The following is an 18,529-nucleotide window of genomic DNA, read 5'->3' on the forward strand; positions in this document are numbered from 1 at the left end:
AAAGCCACTAAAATAGTTGAAATCGTTCTCTTTTTCACAAAAATACACCCCTTATTAGTTATTTTGTAGATATTATACACCAAATAACTGCAAAAGTAAAGAATATTTTTATTTCTTCATCAACATTTTTTCAATTTCGCTAATTTTCTCGTTTTCGCTTTGGCTTTTAGGCAAGGCGTGTAGTCTTTTCATCTTACTGTAAAATTGACGCTCGCTTGCAGACATCTTACTGCTGATTTTCATAGTGCGGTAACCCATAATTTTCACAATCTCACAATCATTTGTAAGCGATTTAAATAGAGCATTAAACTTCCACCAGTGCAAATATTCTATGCTTTCTAAATCTATGCCATATTGTTGCATAAACGCTGCATAGATATAGCCGTCATCGTATTCAAAATCATAACAGCGACTATTTTCTGATTGCTTAGAACTGCTTTCTTTTCTATCTTTTCCGCAGGAATAAAACCAAATAAGCTTGTCAACTGCTTCATTGAGGTTGTTGGGTAACACAGGGTAGAATAATTGTAAAGCATTCGCTATTTTAAGATGTTCGGGAAAATCATCATCAAACATCATCTGTTCAAATAATATTGCCGTGCGAAAGTCTGAATTTATTTCAACTTCCGCACCGTCAATATTAACGCTCTTCGGAGCATTATCTATAAGCAGGCTCATTCTCTTTTAATTCTTTCGATAGAATACTTGCTAAACAATTTTTCAAATTCTTGATTTTGCTCAATTTTACTTTGTTCTATCGCTTTGATAACCTCACCAAAAACATTTATGCACGTAAAGAGATTCGAGCCATTCTTAATCAATTTTTCTGCTGCTCCTTCTCCAAAAAGCTCATTTATGAATTCTGCAATAGCATTGCACTGATTTCTGACAGCTTCTGATTCAGTTTTTGCCTTTTTTGCTGCGTTTTTGCACTCATCAAAAACTTTTTTGCTTGCTGTTTCAACCTTTTCGAGAACATCTGCGTCAAGAAAATCGAGGTCCTGAACCTCGTGTCCCATAATAAGCATTATTTATCACTCCTTTGCTGTAAATGTTCTTGTGCTTGTATTAAATGTGCCCTCGATAATTTCGCCTGCGCCAAGCAAATTACCACTTGCACCGAGGTCGCCGTCATCATTAGAAAAGCTTGCAAGCTCAACTGCAACCTTGATTTTTCTTGCATTATATGTATTTTCAGTGCTTGCAACGGGGCTACTCATATCTACCATAACATAATCTCGTTCTGCATCTGCACCAGTGAGCTGTTTTTCGCCAACCTTACAAATAAATTCAACAGCCTCTTGCTCACGAATCTGGTCAAGCTCAAATGGTGTTGACCAGTCATATCCGTTTATGGTCTTTGTTGCTGACTTATCACAAACATATCTTCGTGATTTCGTCTGTGCGGCAGGATTTTCCTCAAGGCTCTTAAAGCCTGCACCCATAAAAGCAAAACTTGGTGTTTCTGCACCTGCCTCTGCTACATCAATGTAGTTTGCAATAGTTCTTCTTTGTTTAATACTCATTGTTTAAATCTCCTTTATATAAATTATATTTTGCGGATATTTGCAGTTGATACTGCACCGCATCGTTCATATTTTCATTAGGTATTGCGTAAAGCATACCGTTTGCACAAGCTAAATTGCGAAGTTCACAATTAAAAGTTTTGTCTCCAGCTTCAAACTCGAACTGTTGACCCTTAGCGTAGTTTTCAAGCCACATTTGCAGTTCAAGCAGGACGCCGCTGTTTGTGATACGGTCATAATCGTTTATAGACTGATACACCGCATAAAGCGAAAATGTATGCTGACGAACCTCGTCTCCGTTCACATAACGCTTAATAAGCGTATCTCCGCTTGAAGACAAACCGTAGTTTGTAGGAGTATCTTCTGTAAAATCAACATGAATTTCATTGCACACCTTTGCAATCTTCGGAAACTCCTGCACAATGCTTTTTACAAATTCAATTATATTCATAAGAGATTTTGTGCTCCTTTCAAAATTTGTTCCTTGCGGTCAGCTTTCATTCGTTCAAACCACAGCTTACCGGCTCGAGGGTGCTTGCTTTTGTTATAATGCAAATCCTTACCGGTAAGAACTTTGCTTTCGCCCTTACGAGCGTAAGATGAACCTGTAATACTTGAGACCATCAGCTTGCCGTAATACTGGTATCGAGCGTATGGCGAGTTATATTTTATCTCACCACTGCCGATAACTGTTCCACGGGTAGCTGACTGCATCATCTGTCCGCTTAGCATTGGGGTGTAAGGAACCATAAGTCTTATGCACTCGCTGTCAACAAATTGCTGTGCTTTTGCAAACTTGCTTGTATAAGCTTTCTGTATATCTGAGTTCAGAATTAACTTTCCGTTCAGCTGCATAACCTCACCTACTTTGCTGATATTTCAATGTGCGGAAGATTTCCGAACATATAATCGTCTATGCTCATAACCGTAACTGCATTGTATGTATTTTTAAAATTCCTCATACTTTCTGAAATCGTCTGTTGATTTGTGTTATCAAACTCAAAGTCACATACACCTCTTATAAGCATATCCTTAGCCACTGTGAGCGGTTTAACATCATCGGAGTATAAATATATCGTTGTGCTATCCGCTGTCTGTAAACCACTTCTAAGGACATTTCCTGCTTTATTTTCACGCCAATAGACGCCATTTATGATATGCCTTGAAAAACCTTGCGTAGCTTTATTGTAAAGATATAGCGTACAATCTGCGTTTTTCAACATCATCTAAGCCCCCTATACAGCAAGCCTGTGTCTGATAACCATTTATACACTATTTCTCGTATATCTGATTTCAGGTTTCTTTGTTTGTTGGAAGTGCTTTCGTATGACTTTGACCAACCTCCAACGCTTTCAGACGATATGCCGTCGTTATCTGATTGCTCATAGCTATAAAGCTTTTCCGCAAGCTCACAACAACACATTTTTACACATTCGGGTATGTCGTTTTCATCAATGTTATCGCAAGTATAAAGCTTGATTTTCTGCGTTGCCGACCTTGCATAAAAAGAAAAAGCGGTATCAATAACCGCTTTTTTACCACAAAGATAATTGTTTTTATAGAAATCCTCGTCTGCATAAATTGTCATTGATACCACCTACTTTCATCACTTTTTAAACTTTGCAATGACAACCTTTGATTCATCGCTGAGTGCAGCAATATAGTGTTCATCTGCAGAAATAATTGTCTTTCTTGCGAGAGTTTTACGCTCTGTTTCAATATTTACATTACGCTTCAAATAAACTGTAAGTGCTGCAGTTTCGTCCTCTGTTTCGTTATCCTGATTCAACTTAACAATCGGATTAAAATAGCAAGGTGTAGTAACCTTTGTGACCTTATCGCCTACCTTCGCATTAGGAAGTGTTTCCTGAACTTCGGCAATATTTGAATTTGTTGTTGCTGTTCCTGAACTATCAAACTTATACCATTCTGAATATAAAGGAACTTTCTTTGATGGAACGATTCTTGTATTGGCAATCTTTCCGATTTCTCCTGTCATAATAACATTGCCTGTATACTTATCAGCAGAGATAAAGTCATTATCTTTTCTAAGTACAGTAACTTGAGCCGGGTTTACAAACATTACCTTTTCTGTGTTGACTTCTTCATTGAATAGGTCAATGGCATCTACTATCTGAGCATATGAAATAACCTTTGATGAGCCATCAAAAATAAGCGGAGCTGTAAGCAATTCTTCAATCGAATCATTATCAACCTTTGAAGCAATAGCTTTAGCAAGCTGATTATTTGTTTCACCAACAGGATTTCCATAGCCACTAAGAATAGCTTCATCTGTAAGTTCAACTGCTTTCATAGCTTTCTTAACAGTCACCTGACGAGTGGAGGCTGTAAGCTTTGTTGTGCCTGCCTCAACGCCTTCCGCAACATCTTCGGCATCACCGATGTAGTTGTATGACGGCACTGTGATAGTTGAGCCTGGTGTACCTACAAGTGTGTTATCAATCTTTGCAATAGGTGTTACTACCATCTTTTTGTCTACCTTTGCGGAAATCATATCCGCCATAACCTCTGGGTCTATAAGGTCGCTGAGCTTTGTTGTTTCTGACATAAATTATCATCCTTTCAGTTGATTATATTTTTCAGGGTCCGACTTTTTGAGTGCAAGCCTTTGCATATACCCCATTTTTGCAAAAGCTTCTGTTGAAATACTTGGAGGATTGCCTGTTCCAGTAGGAGCGACAGGTTTACTGATAGGCTCATTTGATTCAAACAAGTAATCATTATCTGCTTTGATAGCTTCGATTGCTGCTTTTATATCCTCGCTTTGATTTTTGGAATTTTTAAGAGTTTCAATATCAAGCAATGCTTTTACTGCCTTAGCATTTCGTGCCTTGCTGGAACTTATTGCACTATCAAGCACCGCACTAAATTCCATATCAGCGATTTTTGATTGATATTCAGTTTCCTTGTTTTTAAGGTCACTATTCAATGTTTCAATCTTGCCTTGCAATTCCTTAACATCAATTCCGTCAAACTCCTTGAGGGCGTTCTGAGCCGTTTCAAGCTGTTCTTTATAGTTGTCTCTTTCGGCTTCAAGTCTTGCCTTTGTCTTTTCAATATCCGAGCCATTTTCGCTCATTATTTTATCAACAATTTCCTTTTCAAGACCTAAATCCTCTAAAAACTTTCTTTGCATATAAATGCTCCTTTCGATACGCTTTTTACGAGGTTGCTTCTCATTCTATCCGTAGTTTTACGACTTCGGAGCGGTCAATTTTGGGCATTAAAAAAGCACCCTTTTCAGAGTGCTTAGTTTCTTTTTATGAAGCGTTCTTCGATAAATTCTCGAAAATCCATTGTTTCACCTACTTTCTATATTTAACTTGCTAATTTCTTAACAGAGTTTTGATGAATAAATTCTTTTATCTGTTCATAACCCCAACCACAATTTATCAAAGACGATACAAGCATTTCCATACTTTCAACATCTTTTAACTGTTCTGATGTAAGATAATCTCTTATAGATTCCTTGGGCTTAACACCTACTTCTTCCTGAAGTTCTTTAAGTGTTTTTCCGAATAAAGCTTTGTATATCATCTTTGTGTAATTCGGATACATAAACCTTTTATGCGGACTGTCGGCAACTTTCAATTTAATTGTATCTGTCAAAATGTGTCTTACAAGTACGCCTTTTGCACGCTCGATTTCCCATTGCTGACGCTCGGCATAAATGCGTTTTAGTTCTTTTTCCATTTCGTTGAAAGCCTTAATGTATGCCTCTTTGAACTGCATCGCCTTTTCACCCGTATAACCCATAACCAACAGAGTAAAACCGTCACGAGTCATAATATATTCCTTTTGCTTTCTGTTCCAACTATCAGTATATGAGGTCGGCTCAAAATTGAGCTTTCTAAAATCCTCGGAACACTGTAATGTTTCAATGTCTCTTAAAACATTCTTATGTTCCTTTCCGAAAACCTCTGCAACATCTCTACTTGTAGTTGTTAAAACTTCTTCATTCTTTTTACCTGTAATTTTTACCAACATAAAATCAATCATTCCTTTTGTTTTATTTTTTGATATAAAAATAGCACGCTAAATCATCAAGCGTGCTTAATCTTTATAATGACATTTTCCGTCATAATATACTTGACATCTTGTTCTCAAACAATCAATAAATTCTGTTTTACTATTTTGAACTTCGGTACATATCTTTTGCTCTCCATTTTCGTCATATTCTATTCTTGTCTGAATTATTGTTTGCTGATTAGTTGCATATGGGCATTTCATTACACCACCTACTTTCAGGCATAGAAAAACCGCCTTTAAAGCATTTTAACTTTAAAAACGATTATTGAACATATTGATATTTCACACTATAATCTACTTATCGGGTGGCATCCGAAATATATTATAGGAGGTGAATTAAAATGATGAATTGATTTATGCACAATGTTCACTTAAGGACGAAAAACATTGTGATGGTTATGAATCACCTGAGCGGAAATGTCCTTATTGCTATCCTCATTCTTTGAAAGGCTAAATATAACATCGCTCAAAAAATCATTATAAATGTCTCTTTTTTGAGAATAGCAATATTCTAAGAAACAGCATTGTGAGCAGTTCCCATTCAGACTTTCACAATGCTGTTTCATTTTACTATGAAATTCAATTATATCCATAATAATTCTCCATTAAGCAAAACCGCCCTCAAGGAGCGGTTTAATTTATGATTGTGATGGTATCAATCTCGTTTTCAGGAAATTCAACAAGTTTACCCAAAAACTTAGAATCAGTAGAACGGATAACAATACTATTTATATTTGAATCATTCTCATCGGCTGGAATAATATCCTCAACATTACCAATAAATTTTTTACCAGTAGTTGTTAAAACACTTATTTTTTTATTCCAATAATTAAAAATATTAAACATAATTTCACCTTCTTTTTGAGATTGCTGGTACAGCGTGTGTTCTGTTTTTAGAATAATGAATTCTGAAACGGTCAGTTTCTCCTAAATCTTCGCCATTAGAAGATACTACACGACCAATAATTTTATCAACAGTTATATACTCTTTAGCATTTGCAATACCATTAGCGTTAATGGTCACCTCGCCAGTACCATAATACTTATTAATAATTGATTGCAGTTCTTCCTCTGATATTATAAAATAACTTTTATGTTTAGCTGGGTCGTACATATCTGAACCTAAGATATGAGGTTTTTGTTTTTCAGAATTTAAAAGCTTAGTAATTTCTCCGCTTTCAATTCCTTCAACTATTCTTTTATCTCTTATTATACCACTTCTAACAACTTTATCAACAGGTATTTTCCACTTTCCAACCCCAATATTTCCTAAACCGTCAACAGTAACTCTCTGTCTCTGCTGTGGCAAATCCATAGCTTTAGAAAAGCTTGTATATTCTTGAGAAGTACCTCTATACTTTGCTCTTGCAAGCATTATATCTGTTTCATCAGCTTCACCGTCCTGCAATAGCTTGATTTTTTGTCGTTCGACTCTCATTCTCGTTTCAAGTTGTCGCTGTCTTTGCAGAGCTTCATATTTTGTATATTGCTTGCCATTGTAATCAATCGGAATATTCTCTTGACGATTCATTTCGTCAAGCTCTTCCTCGGTATATGTCGGAGCAGAAATGCCAGGAATAACAGGATAATAGCTATGATAGCAGTTAGCACCACACAAGCCCGTAACAGAACCTAAACCGCATACGCTTTCAAGCTCGCTACTCTTATACCAACGACCTTGCCAAACCTGGTGTGAAGGTCTGGCACCGCTATGCCACGAAACTTCAAACATATCTGTTCCAAGCTTTTCAGCATTGTGTTCGTTAATCTTTGCGGTAACTTGTGTAAGACCTGTCATAACTGCCCTGCGTGCTGCAACATCTGCACGATTACTCCAGCCTGTTTCATAATCAACGGTTCTTAGACCACTATTAGTCATTTCTGACACTGTCTGTTTAAGAACCGTATTATAGTCAAAAACGCCCGTAGCAATGCCGTTAATAGCATTGTCGAGCGTAGTTTGATAATATTTTGCAATAGGTTTAAATACCCTCTTATCGCCTGATTTTACAGCAAAGCCGAGCGATTGAGAGATGTTCTGCATAGATTCAAGCGCTTGTTTCACTATCGCTGATATGTATTGCTGTAAAGCTTCATTCTTTTCAAATGGGATAAATTGCTTTCCTTTTGCTTTATAGAGCGTTTCGTCTCTTGCATAGCCTTTGCCGATAATGTTTTGATATAGTTGATTTATACTACTCTCATCAAGATTAAATGCTTTTTTGATAGCTTTTCTTAATGATTTTTTGCTCTTTCCGAGTTCATAAAGCCTATACAACTGCCAATCTGCAGAACGGGTAATTCCACTGTTTATTCTTATGCGACGAATTACATCTTCCATTACTTCAATCTCAAGGCTTCTCATTGCATTATCGAATATCATTGAAAAAGCTTCTATTTCTTCGGGCGTATACATCAGTCGATAACCTCTGCTGTACTATTAGAAGTCATAGCCTTAGCGGTTTTTTCGTCTTCTCCGTACCATTTCATACGGTATTCCCATAAAGGCATTACCCCCATAGCTACATCTTGTCTGTCGCTTGCTCTCTTAACTTCATCATCGGCAAGTATGCTGTCTTCAAAGTTTATTGAGATTTCATATCCGCTTTGCGTAAGCTTGTTATAAAATGCAAGAGCGTAGCATAAATCTTCAAGGCATAACTTAAGATTATTTTGTATCGCTGTGACAGTATCGAATTTTCTTTGTTTTGATGACTTTATCTCAGTAGCTGTCTTATCTACCGTTTGAGGGTTTGATATATCACCATAGGAAAGCCCCACAGCAAACTCAATTTCTCGCTTGTATTCTTCAAGCCCTGAAATAAAATCAGCTTGTCTGAGCTGTGGAGAAAACTCGTGGTAGAAATCACCTTTACTTCCGCCGGATATATTTAATCCTCTATAAAGCCGTTCTTTTAAGTTAGGTAACTCAAAACTTTTCTTTCCTGTAAGAAGATTTTCAGTTGGTTTCAAAGCCGTTGTATCAACATCAACAGCTCTTTCTCCACTTTCAAATTCCCAGTCAAGCCTGCCGAATTGAGTGTCTGTCAATCGTATAAGATTTTTTACACAATCAAACATTGATACGCCCGAATATGAGCCGTCAATAGTATTTGCAATAGGATTAACATAATAACCAAAAGCCGGTCTAAGCATAAGCGGATAGCTTATTTCAGGTGGAAGAATTGCCCATTCTGCTACATCAGATAAAGGAATTTCCTTGCCCAGTGATATACCATCAAAAGAGCGGAACGCTCTATTCGTAATCGTTAAACCCTGCTCGTAATCTAATGAGTGATATTCTAAGCGTATACGATAATCGTTATTTCCAAGATATTTAACTTCCGGAAAAATAACCTTGATTAGCCTACCATTCACATCGTATTCAACAGGAATAAACTGCGATTGAGGAACAAACTGAACTTTATCTTCGCCGAGCGGTTTTATTATCATTGCACCGGACGCAAGCCCTCTTTGAAGATTAAGATTTAGATTTTTTACAGAGCTTCTAAAAATATCATCAAGCTTTTTATTTGATATTTTAATGGTCATTTCGTTTGTGGAAATGTTTGAAAGCTCTCTTACGACGGCCTGTTCAAGTCGTAATGAATAAATTCCTTTTTCGTGATTTATCCAAAACGCTTTGCCAGCATACATTCTCTCCCAATCCTCGATTGCATTAAGCATATCGTCTGTTATTGCAAGCTCGATGCCATAGACACTACTTACATCTGATTTTGATAACATTCCCCTTATCCACTCCCTTATTCTTGAAATAATGCTCATAGCTTACTGACCTCGCCTTCTCCAAATTCTCTCTGTTGCATATCTTACCGCGTCAATCATATGGTCGTTGCCGTCAGGATAACCGCTTATTACATTGCCTTCTTTATCCCTATCGTATTCAGCGTCAAGAAACTCTTGTGCAGCGACAGGACACCTCTCATTGTCAATAACAATCTTTTTTAAGGATTGCAGCCACTTATATGAATAATCTCTACTGTTAGGCCCCTTTTCAGCGCCTCTTGCAAGCAAACCATATGCTCTATAATCTTCTACCGATTTATTTTCAGAGCTATCACAAGTAATCAAATCATTAGCGGTTATGCCTAATTCAATAAGTTTCTTTGCTGTATCGATATTCTTTGTTTTATTACAAGTGTATTCCTGCCATATAAACAGCGTATGCTGTGCAGGAGCATACTGCACACGCACGAAAGCGTATAAATCAGGGTACCAGCCCCAGTCAACGCCATTGAAGATATAGTCGAAATGTTCGATTTCTTCATCGGTGACAGTTCTTATCTCTACATTATCGAAAATATTGCCACCGGTGCCGTTAGCAACGCCCATATACTCGTTTTCGTATGCAATAGGATTAGTTTCTTTCAGAAACTCTGCATCGTCTAAAAACGGCTTCCCAAGCCATTTAGGCGGTACCGTAAGATAAGTGCTTTCAACGACAAGCCTATCCTCACGAGGAATCTTAATATACTTATTCGCCCAGTTTTGAGCTGATTTCGGAGGATTGAAAGACTTGAATTTATAAGCTGTGTCACCGCCACGGATAACCGATTGCTCAATTTTACGGACGGCTTCTTCTCCCGCAAATTGGTCAAGCTCCTCAAACCACACTATGCCGATATAGCCAAATGCGGTTTTTATCGACTTAATTTTATTAGGGTCATCAGCACCTCGGAAGTATATCTTTTGACCTGTTTTAATTCGTGTAATCTCAAGCGGTGACACTGTACAATTAAATTCGCTATCAAGTCCGAGAGCGGATATAGCCCATAATATTTGCTGATATACGGAACTTCTTAATGTATCTGCAACCTGCCTTAAAACGCAAGCGTGCATATCCTCGTTCTTCATAATGAGGTCAACAACATTCAGACCACAGAAAGAAGATTTTGTTGAACCACGACCGCCAGGAAAGACATATTCAGAATATTTATGCTCTTCTATGTCAAAAAGCACTGGTGAAAAAGTCGGTGCAATCAGCCTTGCCGGAATACCTGAATATTCTTTTTCTGGCGCTATCTCTGGTTCGGATTTCTTTCTCTCAAGCTCTAAGCGAGCTGTTTCGGTCTTAATCTTATGCTTCAACAAATCATCGTCACGAATTATACTTCTTAATTCCTTAATGCTTGCGACATCGCCTTGCTTTGCGTTTTTTAATAAAGCTGCGTTTACAACAAGTATGTTATTTATGGATATATAATAAAAAAGTGGACAAGTATGATAAAATAGAAGACAGAAAAAGGAGGAATAAAAAATGTCTTCAAAAAATCCGAAATACACCCAGGAATATAAGCAAACAATAGTCAATCTGTACCATTCGGGAAAAACATATTCTGAAATACACAAGGAATATGGAATTTCTCACAGTGCTTTATCCAATTGGATAAAGCAGTACTCAGAAGTAAAAATTGATGATGAAACAGTTTTTACAGCCAAACAAATAAAGGAGCTTCAAAAACGCAATGCCCAACTTGAGGAGGAAAATCTAATACTAAAAAAAGCCATTGCGATATTCACGCCAAACTCAGGCAAAGACTGAATGCCGTAAAGCTGCTGTCATCGGAACACGCTGTTACAACGCTTTGCCGCGTTCTTTGTGTCAACCGAAGCACATATTACAAATTTCTTCATCACAAGCCCTCCGAAAGAGAGCTTGAAAACCGTAGGATTCGAAGTTGTATTGCCGAGCTTTATGCAAGGTCAAAAAAACGCTTCGGAGCTTACAAGATAAAAAATTGCCTTGCCGGTGAATATCGCATAAATATAAGTACGCAAAGGGTTTATCGCCTTATGAAAGGTATGAATCTGCCAAAAATGAGTACAATCAAGCCGTCCTATCCAAAACACAAAACAGCTTCGAATGAGCATTGCCCAAACATATTGAAACAGCGTTTTAATCCGTCCCAACCTAATAAAGTATGGGTATGTGATTTTACATATCTTCGTGCCGCGGGAAGATTTTATTACCTTTGTGTAATACTTGATCTGTTTTCAAGAAAGGCTATCGCATATAAGTTATCTCCACATCTCAACACAAAGCTTGCAATTGAAACACTTGATTCAGCTGTCGCCAACCGTAATATTTCAGGCAGCCTACTCTTTCACAGTGACAGAGGTTGTCAGTTTACAGCAGAAGCTTTCAGGAAACATTTGGACGAGCTAAATATTGTTCAGTCATTTTCCGCAAAAGGGCATCCTTATGATAATGCTGTAATGGAGTGCTTTTTCAAATACTTGAAAAAAGAAGAAACCAACCGCAGAACTTACTCTTCCTTTGATGAACTCAAACTGAGCATTTTTCAGTATATCCACGGTTTCTACAATTCTTTCAGACCTCATTCTCACAATAACGGCCTCTCTCCTGATCAGGCAGAAATAAATTTTTTGTAAAATTTGCTCTTTTACTTGTCTACTTTATTGACTATGGTCCATTTCCCAGAGTTATGGTTATTATGGACGATGCACAGGCCAGAGGTTTTTTGTTTAGTTACGAGAAGTTATTTGGTGCAAAAGCTCAAAGCGATACTGACGTAAAAAATAAGCGTGAGGGTAAGGATACCAGCATCACGAGAACGGCGCGTCTCTTTTACGTTGCCTGTACAAGAGCACAAAAGAGCTTGGCCGTTGTTGCCTATACGGAAAATCTGGAATCGGTTAAAGATACGGCCTTATCAAACTGTTGGTTTTCAGAAGATGAGATTTACATGCTATAGAATTATTGCCTGCAGGATATAATCACCCTGCAGGCATCCATTACCCGTTTGGCTAAGTTAGATTAGTATCGACATTGTTAGTGAATAGATAGTAAATCATCCAATGCCTTGACATTATTGCCGAGCTTAATGAGTTCAGATTTCAGTTCATTAATATCGATATCGAATTGTTTTAAACTGGGGTCTTTTTCTTGAGCGTTGAAGAAAAGCACTTTTCTTTCTACGAGGTCTAAATTATATGGATATAAATTCCTATTACTTTTGATGGATGCTACCATATCTGGATCACTGTCAGGGTGGATAACATTAAAACCACCGACACCTCGTTTCCCGGTTAATGTTGTTAGATTCCTCTCATCGAGATGTTCTATGAGATTTCTAGGAATTTTATTGCTTATTATTGGGAATTCCTGCTCAGAAAAACGATAGTTATTTCTATTAAGATTGACGTGTTCTTTCTTTATTATATTTAAAGCAGCATCACGCCCAGGCTTATAGATTAAGCGGTCATTTATAATTACCGAAAGAAATATACCAACTAAGTGAATCAGACTTAAATCCACCCCGCTTTTTAATAAAACTTTCTGCCATTTTTTAATCTTAAAGCCATGAGAAAAATTATGAGAAATGGTGCAAAATGAGCTTTTACCTGTCATAGAACTAATCATGGCAATCAAAACTGGTGCAAAAAATCACTTAGTTTCACGAAAAAAATGAGTCGTAAAAAGCCATGTCAGTCGCGTTTCCTTGTATCATAGGTGACGTCATAAGACATATAGCTAAGCCTCAGTATTTATGTGGATTTCCGCATTTTTACTGAGGTTATTTTTTTATAGCTTGTATTATGTAAAATTGTTTAAAATATTGCAAAATATTATATCGATATGACACTAAAAATAATATTTTTAATCCAGTAAAAAAGTGTAGTAGATTTTCCTACTACACTTTTAGTTCAACTTCTTTTAATTACAAAAAAAGCCTAACTTGTTATATTATTTTATGAATTAAAGCATTGTTTCAAAATTATAACCAGTTTCATCTATCATAACTACTGATACGCCCATAGATATTGCCGACTTTGCAAAAAATGTTACTGTCATTACTAATGTGAATGTTTTTCTGATTGCTTTCTTTATATAATAATTCTCTTTTTCAAACTCTAACTTTATCTTTTCAGAGTATATCCGGGACCTTCTGTGGTGCTGTTATTAGATATATTAGTAGCCATATAATGCTCGTCGCCATTATCATAGTATACTTTTATTCCATAATAATATGCTGAATACTTTGGAGCATAAAATTTACTATAATTAGGTGAGTACATATAATAATCAGAGGTAGAATCACTGTATTGATAGTATACACTATAGCAACTATAAGACTCGTTTTTTATATCAGACAATTTTATTTCATTAGGCGAATAAACATTTGATATAGTAACTGTGCTTAAAGCTGCATTTTTAGGTACTTTAATCAAAAAACGATAAGAAGAGCCATCAATGTAATAATTTGCACAGTCAATTTTAGAGTGGTTTTCAATGTAAGTAACATTAGAATCACTTGCTACTTGTACTGTGTCAGTGTCTCCTACCGCAAATACACCCATAGATGCTGCCGGTACTGCAAGGAGCGTCGCAGCGGTCATAGCAACCGCTAATGTGTTTTTAACTGTTTTTTTCATAGAACATCCTTCTTTCTTTTAAATTTATGTATTAATTATAAGCCTTTTTAAACAAAAGAATTGTTATTTGTTGAATTTTACATAAAAAAGAGTGATCTTGAATATACATTTGATTTTATATTATTTAAAACAGTTAAAAATAAATTGAATAATCACATTAACTTATTAAAATTAATACTTATAAAACAAAATGTACGAACTTAATATTAAAGCTCGTACATTTTTATAATAATATTAAATTACACAAATTGTGTTTTTATTCTTGACATAATCAGAAAATCAGTCTATAATTAAATTATAAATATACACAATAAGTGTTATCGCGTATATAACAAAGCTTTTAACTATACTTGCAGTGAATCAATCGCTAAAAGTGTGTAAGGCATAAGGTCGTTGACAGTTAAAAGCTTGCTAAAACAATTTAATAAAAATCATCGATATATTATAAATTCAACTGACCATAAAATTCTCTGAGTGTTTCACAAGAATTTTTAAATTTACTGATTTCGTCATCGTTGAGATTAAGTTCAAGAATATCCTTGATACCATCTCTGTTAACAATAGCAGGAACACCGATAGTTACATCTTGCTCTCCAAATTCACCAATAAGCATAGAAGAAACCGTAAGAATACTATTTTCATCTTGAAAAATTGCCTTAGTAATTCTTGTCAAAGCCATACCGATTCCGTAATAAGTTGCTTTCTTTGCCTCGATGATAACCTGAGCAGATGTACGAACTTCCTCCTGAATCTTCAAAAGTTCATTCATAGAGAAGTCACGATTTTGCTTTACTACATCTACAACAGGCTTTGTAGAAATCAATGCCTGCGACCAAGGAACAAACTCACTATCGCCATGCTCACCAATTACATATGCATGAACATTTCTTGGGTTGACATCGAAGTAATCGCCAATTAGAAAACGAAGTCTTGCAGTATCAAGAGTAGTACCACTTCCGATAACTCTCTTTGCAGGGAATCCTGAAAGCTTACGGGTTACATAAGTCATAATATCAACAGGGTTAGTTGCAACAAGAAAAATTCCGTGAAAACCTACTGCAACGATTGGTTCAACGATTGTCTTAAAGACTGCAACATTTCTGTTAAGCAGGTCAAGTCTTGACTCGCCTGGTTTTTGTGCAACACCCGCACAGATAACAACGATGTCAGCATCGCTGCAATCGCTGTATTCTCCGACATAAATCTTCATAGCTGATGGTGCAAAAGCAAGACCGTGGTTAAGGTCCATAGCTTCACCGATAGTTCTCTCTTTGTTGATATCGATAAGAACCATTTCGTCACAGCCATTCTGGTTAAGCATTGCATAAGCATAGCTCATACCAACCATACCTGTTCCTACAATAGCAACTTTTTTTGCCTCTTTTTTCATAAAAATTCCTCCTCAATATTTATTTTAATGAGTAAAAGAAGGTTTCGTAGGCATCGTCCCAGCCATCAATGCCATCGACTCCGCCTCCGTTCACACTTCTTAACTTGCTGTCATTCATATCCTGACCAAGTGCGAATAAACCGCCAATAGTTATATTATAACCTAAATCTTGCGAAACCTTGCAAAATTCGTCCATAGGATCTTTGGTGTTTCTTGTCGCCAAAAGCTTATCTCTAAGCTCAGTATCATGTCTTGCATCATATAAAAGCCTGTTAAGCTCACTCTGTGTTTTATCCATAGGCTTCTCACCAAATCAAGCTTTAACTACATTTGTAGGCTTTCCGTCTATAAAGTTTTTAAGATTGTTATAGACAATACCGACAAGGCGTTCTCTTGTTTCCTTAGGAGCCCAGGCAACATGAGGCGTTATCAACAGATTAGGAGCATCTTTCAGCGGACAATCGTTTCTCATTGGTTCAACAGCTATAGTATCAACAGCTGCTCCGCCGAGATGACCGCTTTTCAGCGAATCTGCAAGAGCCACTTCATCAACTATTCCGCCACGAGCTGTATTTATAAAATATGTTCCCTGCTTCATTTTCGCAAAGGCTTCTGCGTTAAAAAGCTTTTCGGATTGCTTATTCAACGGACAATGCAGAGAAATTATATCGCTTTTTTCAAGAAGTTCCTCGAATGAAACAAATCTTGTAATACCGTCCTCTCGGACAGTTCTTGTGTTTACGATAACATTCATTCCAAACGCACGAGCCGCATTTGTGACCGCTTTGCCGATACTGCCATAGCCGACTATACCCATAGTCTTTCCGGAAAGCTCCATTATATCATAAATAAACGGTGAAAAGGTTTCGCTTTCGCACCAACCGTTTCTATGAGTAAATTCGTTATATTTAGCAACACGATTAGTCATTTCGAGCAAAAGTGCGAAAGTATGTTGTACAACCGCACTTGTCGAGTAACTTCCTGCATTGCAGACGGTTATTCCGTGAGCATTGGTATAGTCAAGGTCTATATTATTATAGCCCGTCGCAAAAAGTCCTATGAATTTAAGATTTTTTGCACCTGACATATTTTCTGCTGTCATTGGCGTTTTATTACAAAGCACAACATCAGCATCTTTTATTGCCTGTGCTACATTCTTAGGTGATGTCAACGGAAGATAGGTTACTTTTCCAAAATCCTCAAAAACCTTGAGCGAAACATCTCCACTTGTAACAGTTTTATAATCCATAACTACTATATTCAAGGCATCATCTCCCCTATAAATATGCAAAAAACGGCACCATTTGGCACCGTTTCTTAAATATTACTAATTAGACAGCGTGGATTTTATTTTCCAAGTCTGCATTTTTAGAGTCAATGCCAATTTTCTTATCTCTACGCTTTTTGAAGAAATCGAGAGCAACCTTCGGGAACTGTGCATAAGAAAGAACATCTTCCTCTTGCTCAATCCACTCAGGAATCTCTGCACGAAGCTTATCAAGCTCAGGCTCAAGTAAATCAGCAGGACGGCAGTCGATTGCAGGCTCATCGCCTATAATCTTCTTTCTGAACTCAGGGTCAATCGGCACTGGAGTTGTACCGTATTTACCGGCAACAAGTCCCTTGAACTGGTCGTTGCACATCTTGTATCTCTCGCCCATAATGACATTGAACACTGCCTGTGTACCGACAATCTGTGATGTAGGTGTAACAAGCGGTGGATAACCTGCGTCCTTACGAACACGAGGTACTTCCTCGAGAACTGCTGTAAGCTGGTCAGCCTTGCCTGCCTGCTTGAGCTGTGAAAGGAGGTTTGAAAGCATACCGCCCGGAACCTGATAGATAAGTGCCTTAACATCTGTTGCGAGCATAGATGGGTCAAGAAGTCCGCTGTCGATATACTTCTTTCTGAGTGTCATAAAGTATTCACGAACCTCAGAAAGTGCAACAAGGTCAAGACCTGTGTCATAATCTGTATTTGCAAGAGCAGCTACCATAGATTCTGTTGGAGCGTGTGATGTTCCGAGAGCCAATGGAGAAATCGCTGTGTCGATTATATCTACGCCTGCTTCGATACCCTTGAGTAAGCACATTGAAGCAAGTCCTGATGTATAGTGTGTATGAAGCTGAATTGGGAGGTCAACAGCTTTCTTGATTTCCTTGATAAGTGAATAAGTCTCATATGGTGTAAGGAGAGCTGCCATATCCTTGATACAGATAGAATCTGCACCTGCATCAGCAATTCTCTTAGCGTATTCTACATAATATTCATGTGTGAATACTGGACCTGTTGTGTAAGAAATAGCAACCTGTGCGTGTGCTCCCTCTTTCTTTGCAGCCTTAATAGCAACCTGAAGATTCTTAATATCGTTAAGTGCATCGAAAATTCTGATGATATCAATACCGTTAGCGACTGTACGCTGTACAAAATATTCAAGAACATCATCAGCATAGTGACGATAACCAAGCATATTCTGTCCACGGAAAAGCATCTGAAGCTTTGTATTAGGAAGATTCTTGCGGAGGATTCTCAATCTCTCCCATGGGTCTTCATTCAAGAATCGCAAGCAGGCATCAAATGTAGCACCACCCCAACATTCGATTGAATGATAACCGATTTTATCCATTTTATCAAGTATCGGAAGCATATCCTCGATTGGCATACGAGTTGCTATGAGCGACTGGTGTGCGTCACGAAGAGCTGTTTCTGTTACAAGTATTTTTTTCTTAGCCATTCTTTATGACCTCCAATTAGCCGATTGTTACGAGAAGAGTACCTGACTCAACTGCATCGCCCTTATTTACATTAACAGAAGTAATTGTGCCGTCCTTTGGCGCTTTGATTTCGTTTTCCATCTTCATAGCTTCGAGAACAACTACAACATCGCCAAGCTTAACCTGCTGTCCAGCAGAAACATTAACAGAAATAATTGTTCCCGGCATTGGGCAATTAAGTGGTTCACCGCTTGTAGGAGCAGCTGCCGGTGCTGCCTTTGGTGCAGAAGCTACCGGAGCAGCCGGTGCAGCAGCTACAGGAGCTGATGCAGAACCGCCGACTTCTTCAACCTGAACATCATATGCTACGCCATTTACGGTAATTTTAAGATTCTTCATATTATAAATCGTCCTTTCGAAAATCGAAGTA

Annotated in this window: 25 protein-coding genes; 2 read left to right on the top strand and 23 right to left on the bottom strand. The window is 37.4% G+C overall.

The genetic code is table 11. From position 1 onward, the window contains the following. Positions 1–108 precede the first annotated feature (108 nt). The 16 genes from ACLU24_RS10945 to ACLU24_RS11020 form a co-directional block, all read right to left on the bottom strand. The gene (locus ACLU24_RS10945) at positions 109–678 is read right to left on the bottom strand and encodes a bacteriophage Gp15 family protein (RefSeq protein ID WP_412612618.1); all 570 of its coding nucleotides are present in this window, start codon (positions 676–678) and stop codon (positions 109–111) included. Further along, entirely contained in the window at positions 675–1,028 is a 354-nt protein-coding gene (locus tag ACLU24_RS10950) for a DUF6673 family protein (RefSeq protein WP_412612619.1), read from the bottom strand. Before ACLU24_RS10950 ends, ACLU24_RS10945 begins: the two co-directional genes overlap by 4 nt. Positions 1,029–1,034: 6 nt before the next feature. Then, positions 1,035–1,526, bottom strand: a complete 492-nt coding sequence (locus tag ACLU24_RS10955; protein WP_412612621.1) for a hypothetical protein — start codon at positions 1,524–1,526, stop codon at positions 1,035–1,037. After that, complete coding sequence (locus tag ACLU24_RS10960; RefSeq protein ID WP_412612622.1) at positions 1,516–1,977, bottom strand: hypothetical protein; 462 nt, start codon at positions 1,975–1,977, stop codon at positions 1,516–1,518. The genes ACLU24_RS10955 and ACLU24_RS10960 overlap by 11 nt, the downstream gene beginning before the upstream one ends. Continuing rightward, positions 1,974–2,381 (bottom strand): minor capsid protein, encoded by a 408-nt coding sequence (locus tag ACLU24_RS10965; protein ID WP_412612624.1) that lies wholly within the window; start codon positions 2,379–2,381, stop codon positions 1,974–1,976. The genes ACLU24_RS10960 and ACLU24_RS10965 overlap by 4 nt, the downstream gene beginning before the upstream one ends. Positions 2,382–2,389: 8 nt before the next feature. Further along, positions 2,390–2,752, bottom strand: a complete 363-nt coding sequence (locus tag ACLU24_RS10970; RefSeq protein WP_412612626.1) for a DUF6751 family protein — start codon at positions 2,750–2,752, stop codon at positions 2,390–2,392. After that, a complete protein-coding gene (locus tag ACLU24_RS10975) occupies positions 2,749–3,114 on the bottom strand; it encodes a head-tail connector protein (RefSeq protein ID WP_412612628.1) in 366 nt (121 codons plus the stop codon). The genes ACLU24_RS10970 and ACLU24_RS10975 overlap by 4 nt, the downstream gene beginning before the upstream one ends. Positions 3,115–3,132: 18 nt before the next feature. Then, a complete protein-coding gene (locus tag ACLU24_RS10980) occupies positions 3,133–4,095 on the bottom strand; it encodes a N4-gp56 family major capsid protein (RefSeq protein ID WP_412612630.1) in 963 nt (320 codons plus the stop codon). Positions 4,096–4,101: 6 nt separating this feature from the next. Next, a complete protein-coding gene (locus ACLU24_RS10985) occupies positions 4,102–4,683 on the bottom strand; it encodes a phage scaffolding protein (RefSeq protein ID WP_412612632.1) in 582 nt (193 codons plus the stop codon). 182 nt (positions 4,684–4,865) lie between these two features. After that, positions 4,866–5,534, bottom strand: coding sequence for a Rha family transcriptional regulator (locus ACLU24_RS10990; RefSeq protein ID WP_412612633.1), 669 nt, complete (start codon positions 5,532–5,534; stop codon positions 4,866–4,868). Positions 5,535–5,600: 66 nt separating this feature from the next. Further along, entirely contained in the window at positions 5,601–5,777 is a 177-nt protein-coding gene (locus tag ACLU24_RS10995; protein ID WP_412612635.1) for a hypothetical protein, read from the bottom strand. Between the two features lie 170 nt (positions 5,778–5,947). Next, a complete protein-coding gene (locus ACLU24_RS11000; protein WP_412612636.1) occupies positions 5,948–6,169 on the bottom strand; it encodes a hypothetical protein in 222 nt (73 codons plus the stop codon). A 40-nt stretch (positions 6,170–6,209) separates the two neighbouring features. Further along, positions 6,210–6,422 carry a hypothetical protein gene (locus ACLU24_RS11005; RefSeq protein ID WP_412612637.1) on the bottom strand — a complete coding sequence of 71 codons (213 nt, stop codon included), beginning with the start codon at positions 6,420–6,422 and terminating at the stop codon, positions 6,210–6,212. 4 nt (positions 6,423–6,426) lie between these two features. Beyond that, on the bottom strand, positions 6,427–7,992 hold the full coding sequence (locus ACLU24_RS11010; protein WP_412612639.1) for a phage minor capsid protein: 1,566 nt from the start codon (positions 7,990–7,992) through the stop codon (positions 6,427–6,429). After that, the gene (locus tag ACLU24_RS11015) at positions 7,992–9,323 is read right to left on the bottom strand and encodes a hypothetical protein (RefSeq protein WP_412612641.1); all 1,332 of its coding nucleotides are present in this window, start codon (positions 9,321–9,323) and stop codon (positions 7,992–7,994) included. Before ACLU24_RS11015 ends, ACLU24_RS11010 begins: the two co-directional genes overlap by 1 nt. A 42-nt stretch (positions 9,324–9,365) precedes the next feature. Continuing rightward, complete coding sequence (locus tag ACLU24_RS11020) at positions 9,366–10,685, bottom strand: PBSX family phage terminase large subunit (RefSeq protein WP_412612642.1); 1,320 nt, start codon at positions 10,683–10,685, stop codon at positions 9,366–9,368. 169 nt (positions 10,686–10,854) lie between these two features. Between ACLU24_RS11020 and ACLU24_RS11025 the strand changes: the two genes are divergently transcribed. Beyond that, positions 10,855–11,990 (top strand): IS3 family transposase gene (locus ACLU24_RS11025; protein ID WP_412612644.1). Its coding sequence is split into 2 segments (ribosomal slippage): positions 10,855–11,104 and positions 11,104–11,990, totalling 1,137 coding nucleotides; the frame shifts between segments, so codons are not numbered across the junction. A gap of 62 nt (positions 11,991–12,052) precedes the next feature. Next, on the top strand, positions 12,053–12,313 hold the full coding sequence (locus ACLU24_RS11030) for a hypothetical protein (RefSeq protein ID WP_412612646.1): 261 nt from the start codon (positions 12,053–12,055) through the stop codon (positions 12,311–12,313). A 77-nt stretch (positions 12,314–12,390) separates the two neighbouring features. On the opposite strand, the gene ACLU24_RS11035 is transcribed toward ACLU24_RS11030, so the two are convergent. From ACLU24_RS11035 to ACLU24_RS11065, 7 genes are all read right to left on the bottom strand, one after another. Next, positions 12,391–12,969 carry a hypothetical protein gene (locus ACLU24_RS11035; protein WP_412612647.1) on the bottom strand — a complete coding sequence of 193 codons (579 nt, stop codon included), beginning with the start codon at positions 12,967–12,969 and terminating at the stop codon, positions 12,391–12,393. Positions 12,970–13,478: 509 nt separating this feature from the next. Beyond that, complete coding sequence (locus tag ACLU24_RS11040; protein WP_412612649.1) at positions 13,479–13,994, bottom strand: hypothetical protein; 516 nt, start codon at positions 13,992–13,994, stop codon at positions 13,479–13,481. 442 nt (positions 13,995–14,436) lie between these two features. Next, positions 14,437–15,384: an L-lactate dehydrogenase gene (locus tag ACLU24_RS11045; RefSeq protein ID WP_412612651.1), complete on the bottom strand. Its 948-nt coding sequence runs from the start codon at positions 15,382–15,384 to the stop codon at positions 14,437–14,439. Between the two features lie 19 nt (positions 15,385–15,403). Then, complete coding sequence (locus ACLU24_RS11050) at positions 15,404–15,682, bottom strand: Nif11-like leader peptide family natural product precursor (protein WP_412612653.1); 279 nt, start codon at positions 15,680–15,682, stop codon at positions 15,404–15,406. Between the two features lie 15 nt (positions 15,683–15,697). Then, positions 15,698–16,648: a D-2-hydroxyacid dehydrogenase gene (locus tag ACLU24_RS11055; protein ID WP_412612655.1), complete on the bottom strand. Its 951-nt coding sequence runs from the start codon at positions 16,646–16,648 to the stop codon at positions 15,698–15,700. A gap of 67 nt (positions 16,649–16,715) precedes the next feature. Further along, positions 16,716–18,119, bottom strand: coding sequence for an oxaloacetate decarboxylase subunit alpha (locus tag ACLU24_RS11060; RefSeq protein WP_412612656.1), 1,404 nt, complete (start codon positions 18,117–18,119; stop codon positions 16,716–16,718). A 16-nt stretch (positions 18,120–18,135) separates the two neighbouring features. Beyond that, entirely contained in the window at positions 18,136–18,498 is a 363-nt protein-coding gene (locus ACLU24_RS11065; protein ID WP_412612657.1) for a biotin/lipoyl-containing protein, read from the bottom strand. Positions 18,499–18,529 lie beyond the last annotated feature (31 nt).

The sequence above is a fragment of the Pseudoruminococcus sp. genome, assembly GCF_047012705.1.
Classification (GTDB): domain Bacteria; phylum Bacillota; class Clostridia; order Oscillospirales; family Acutalibacteraceae; genus Pseudoruminococcus.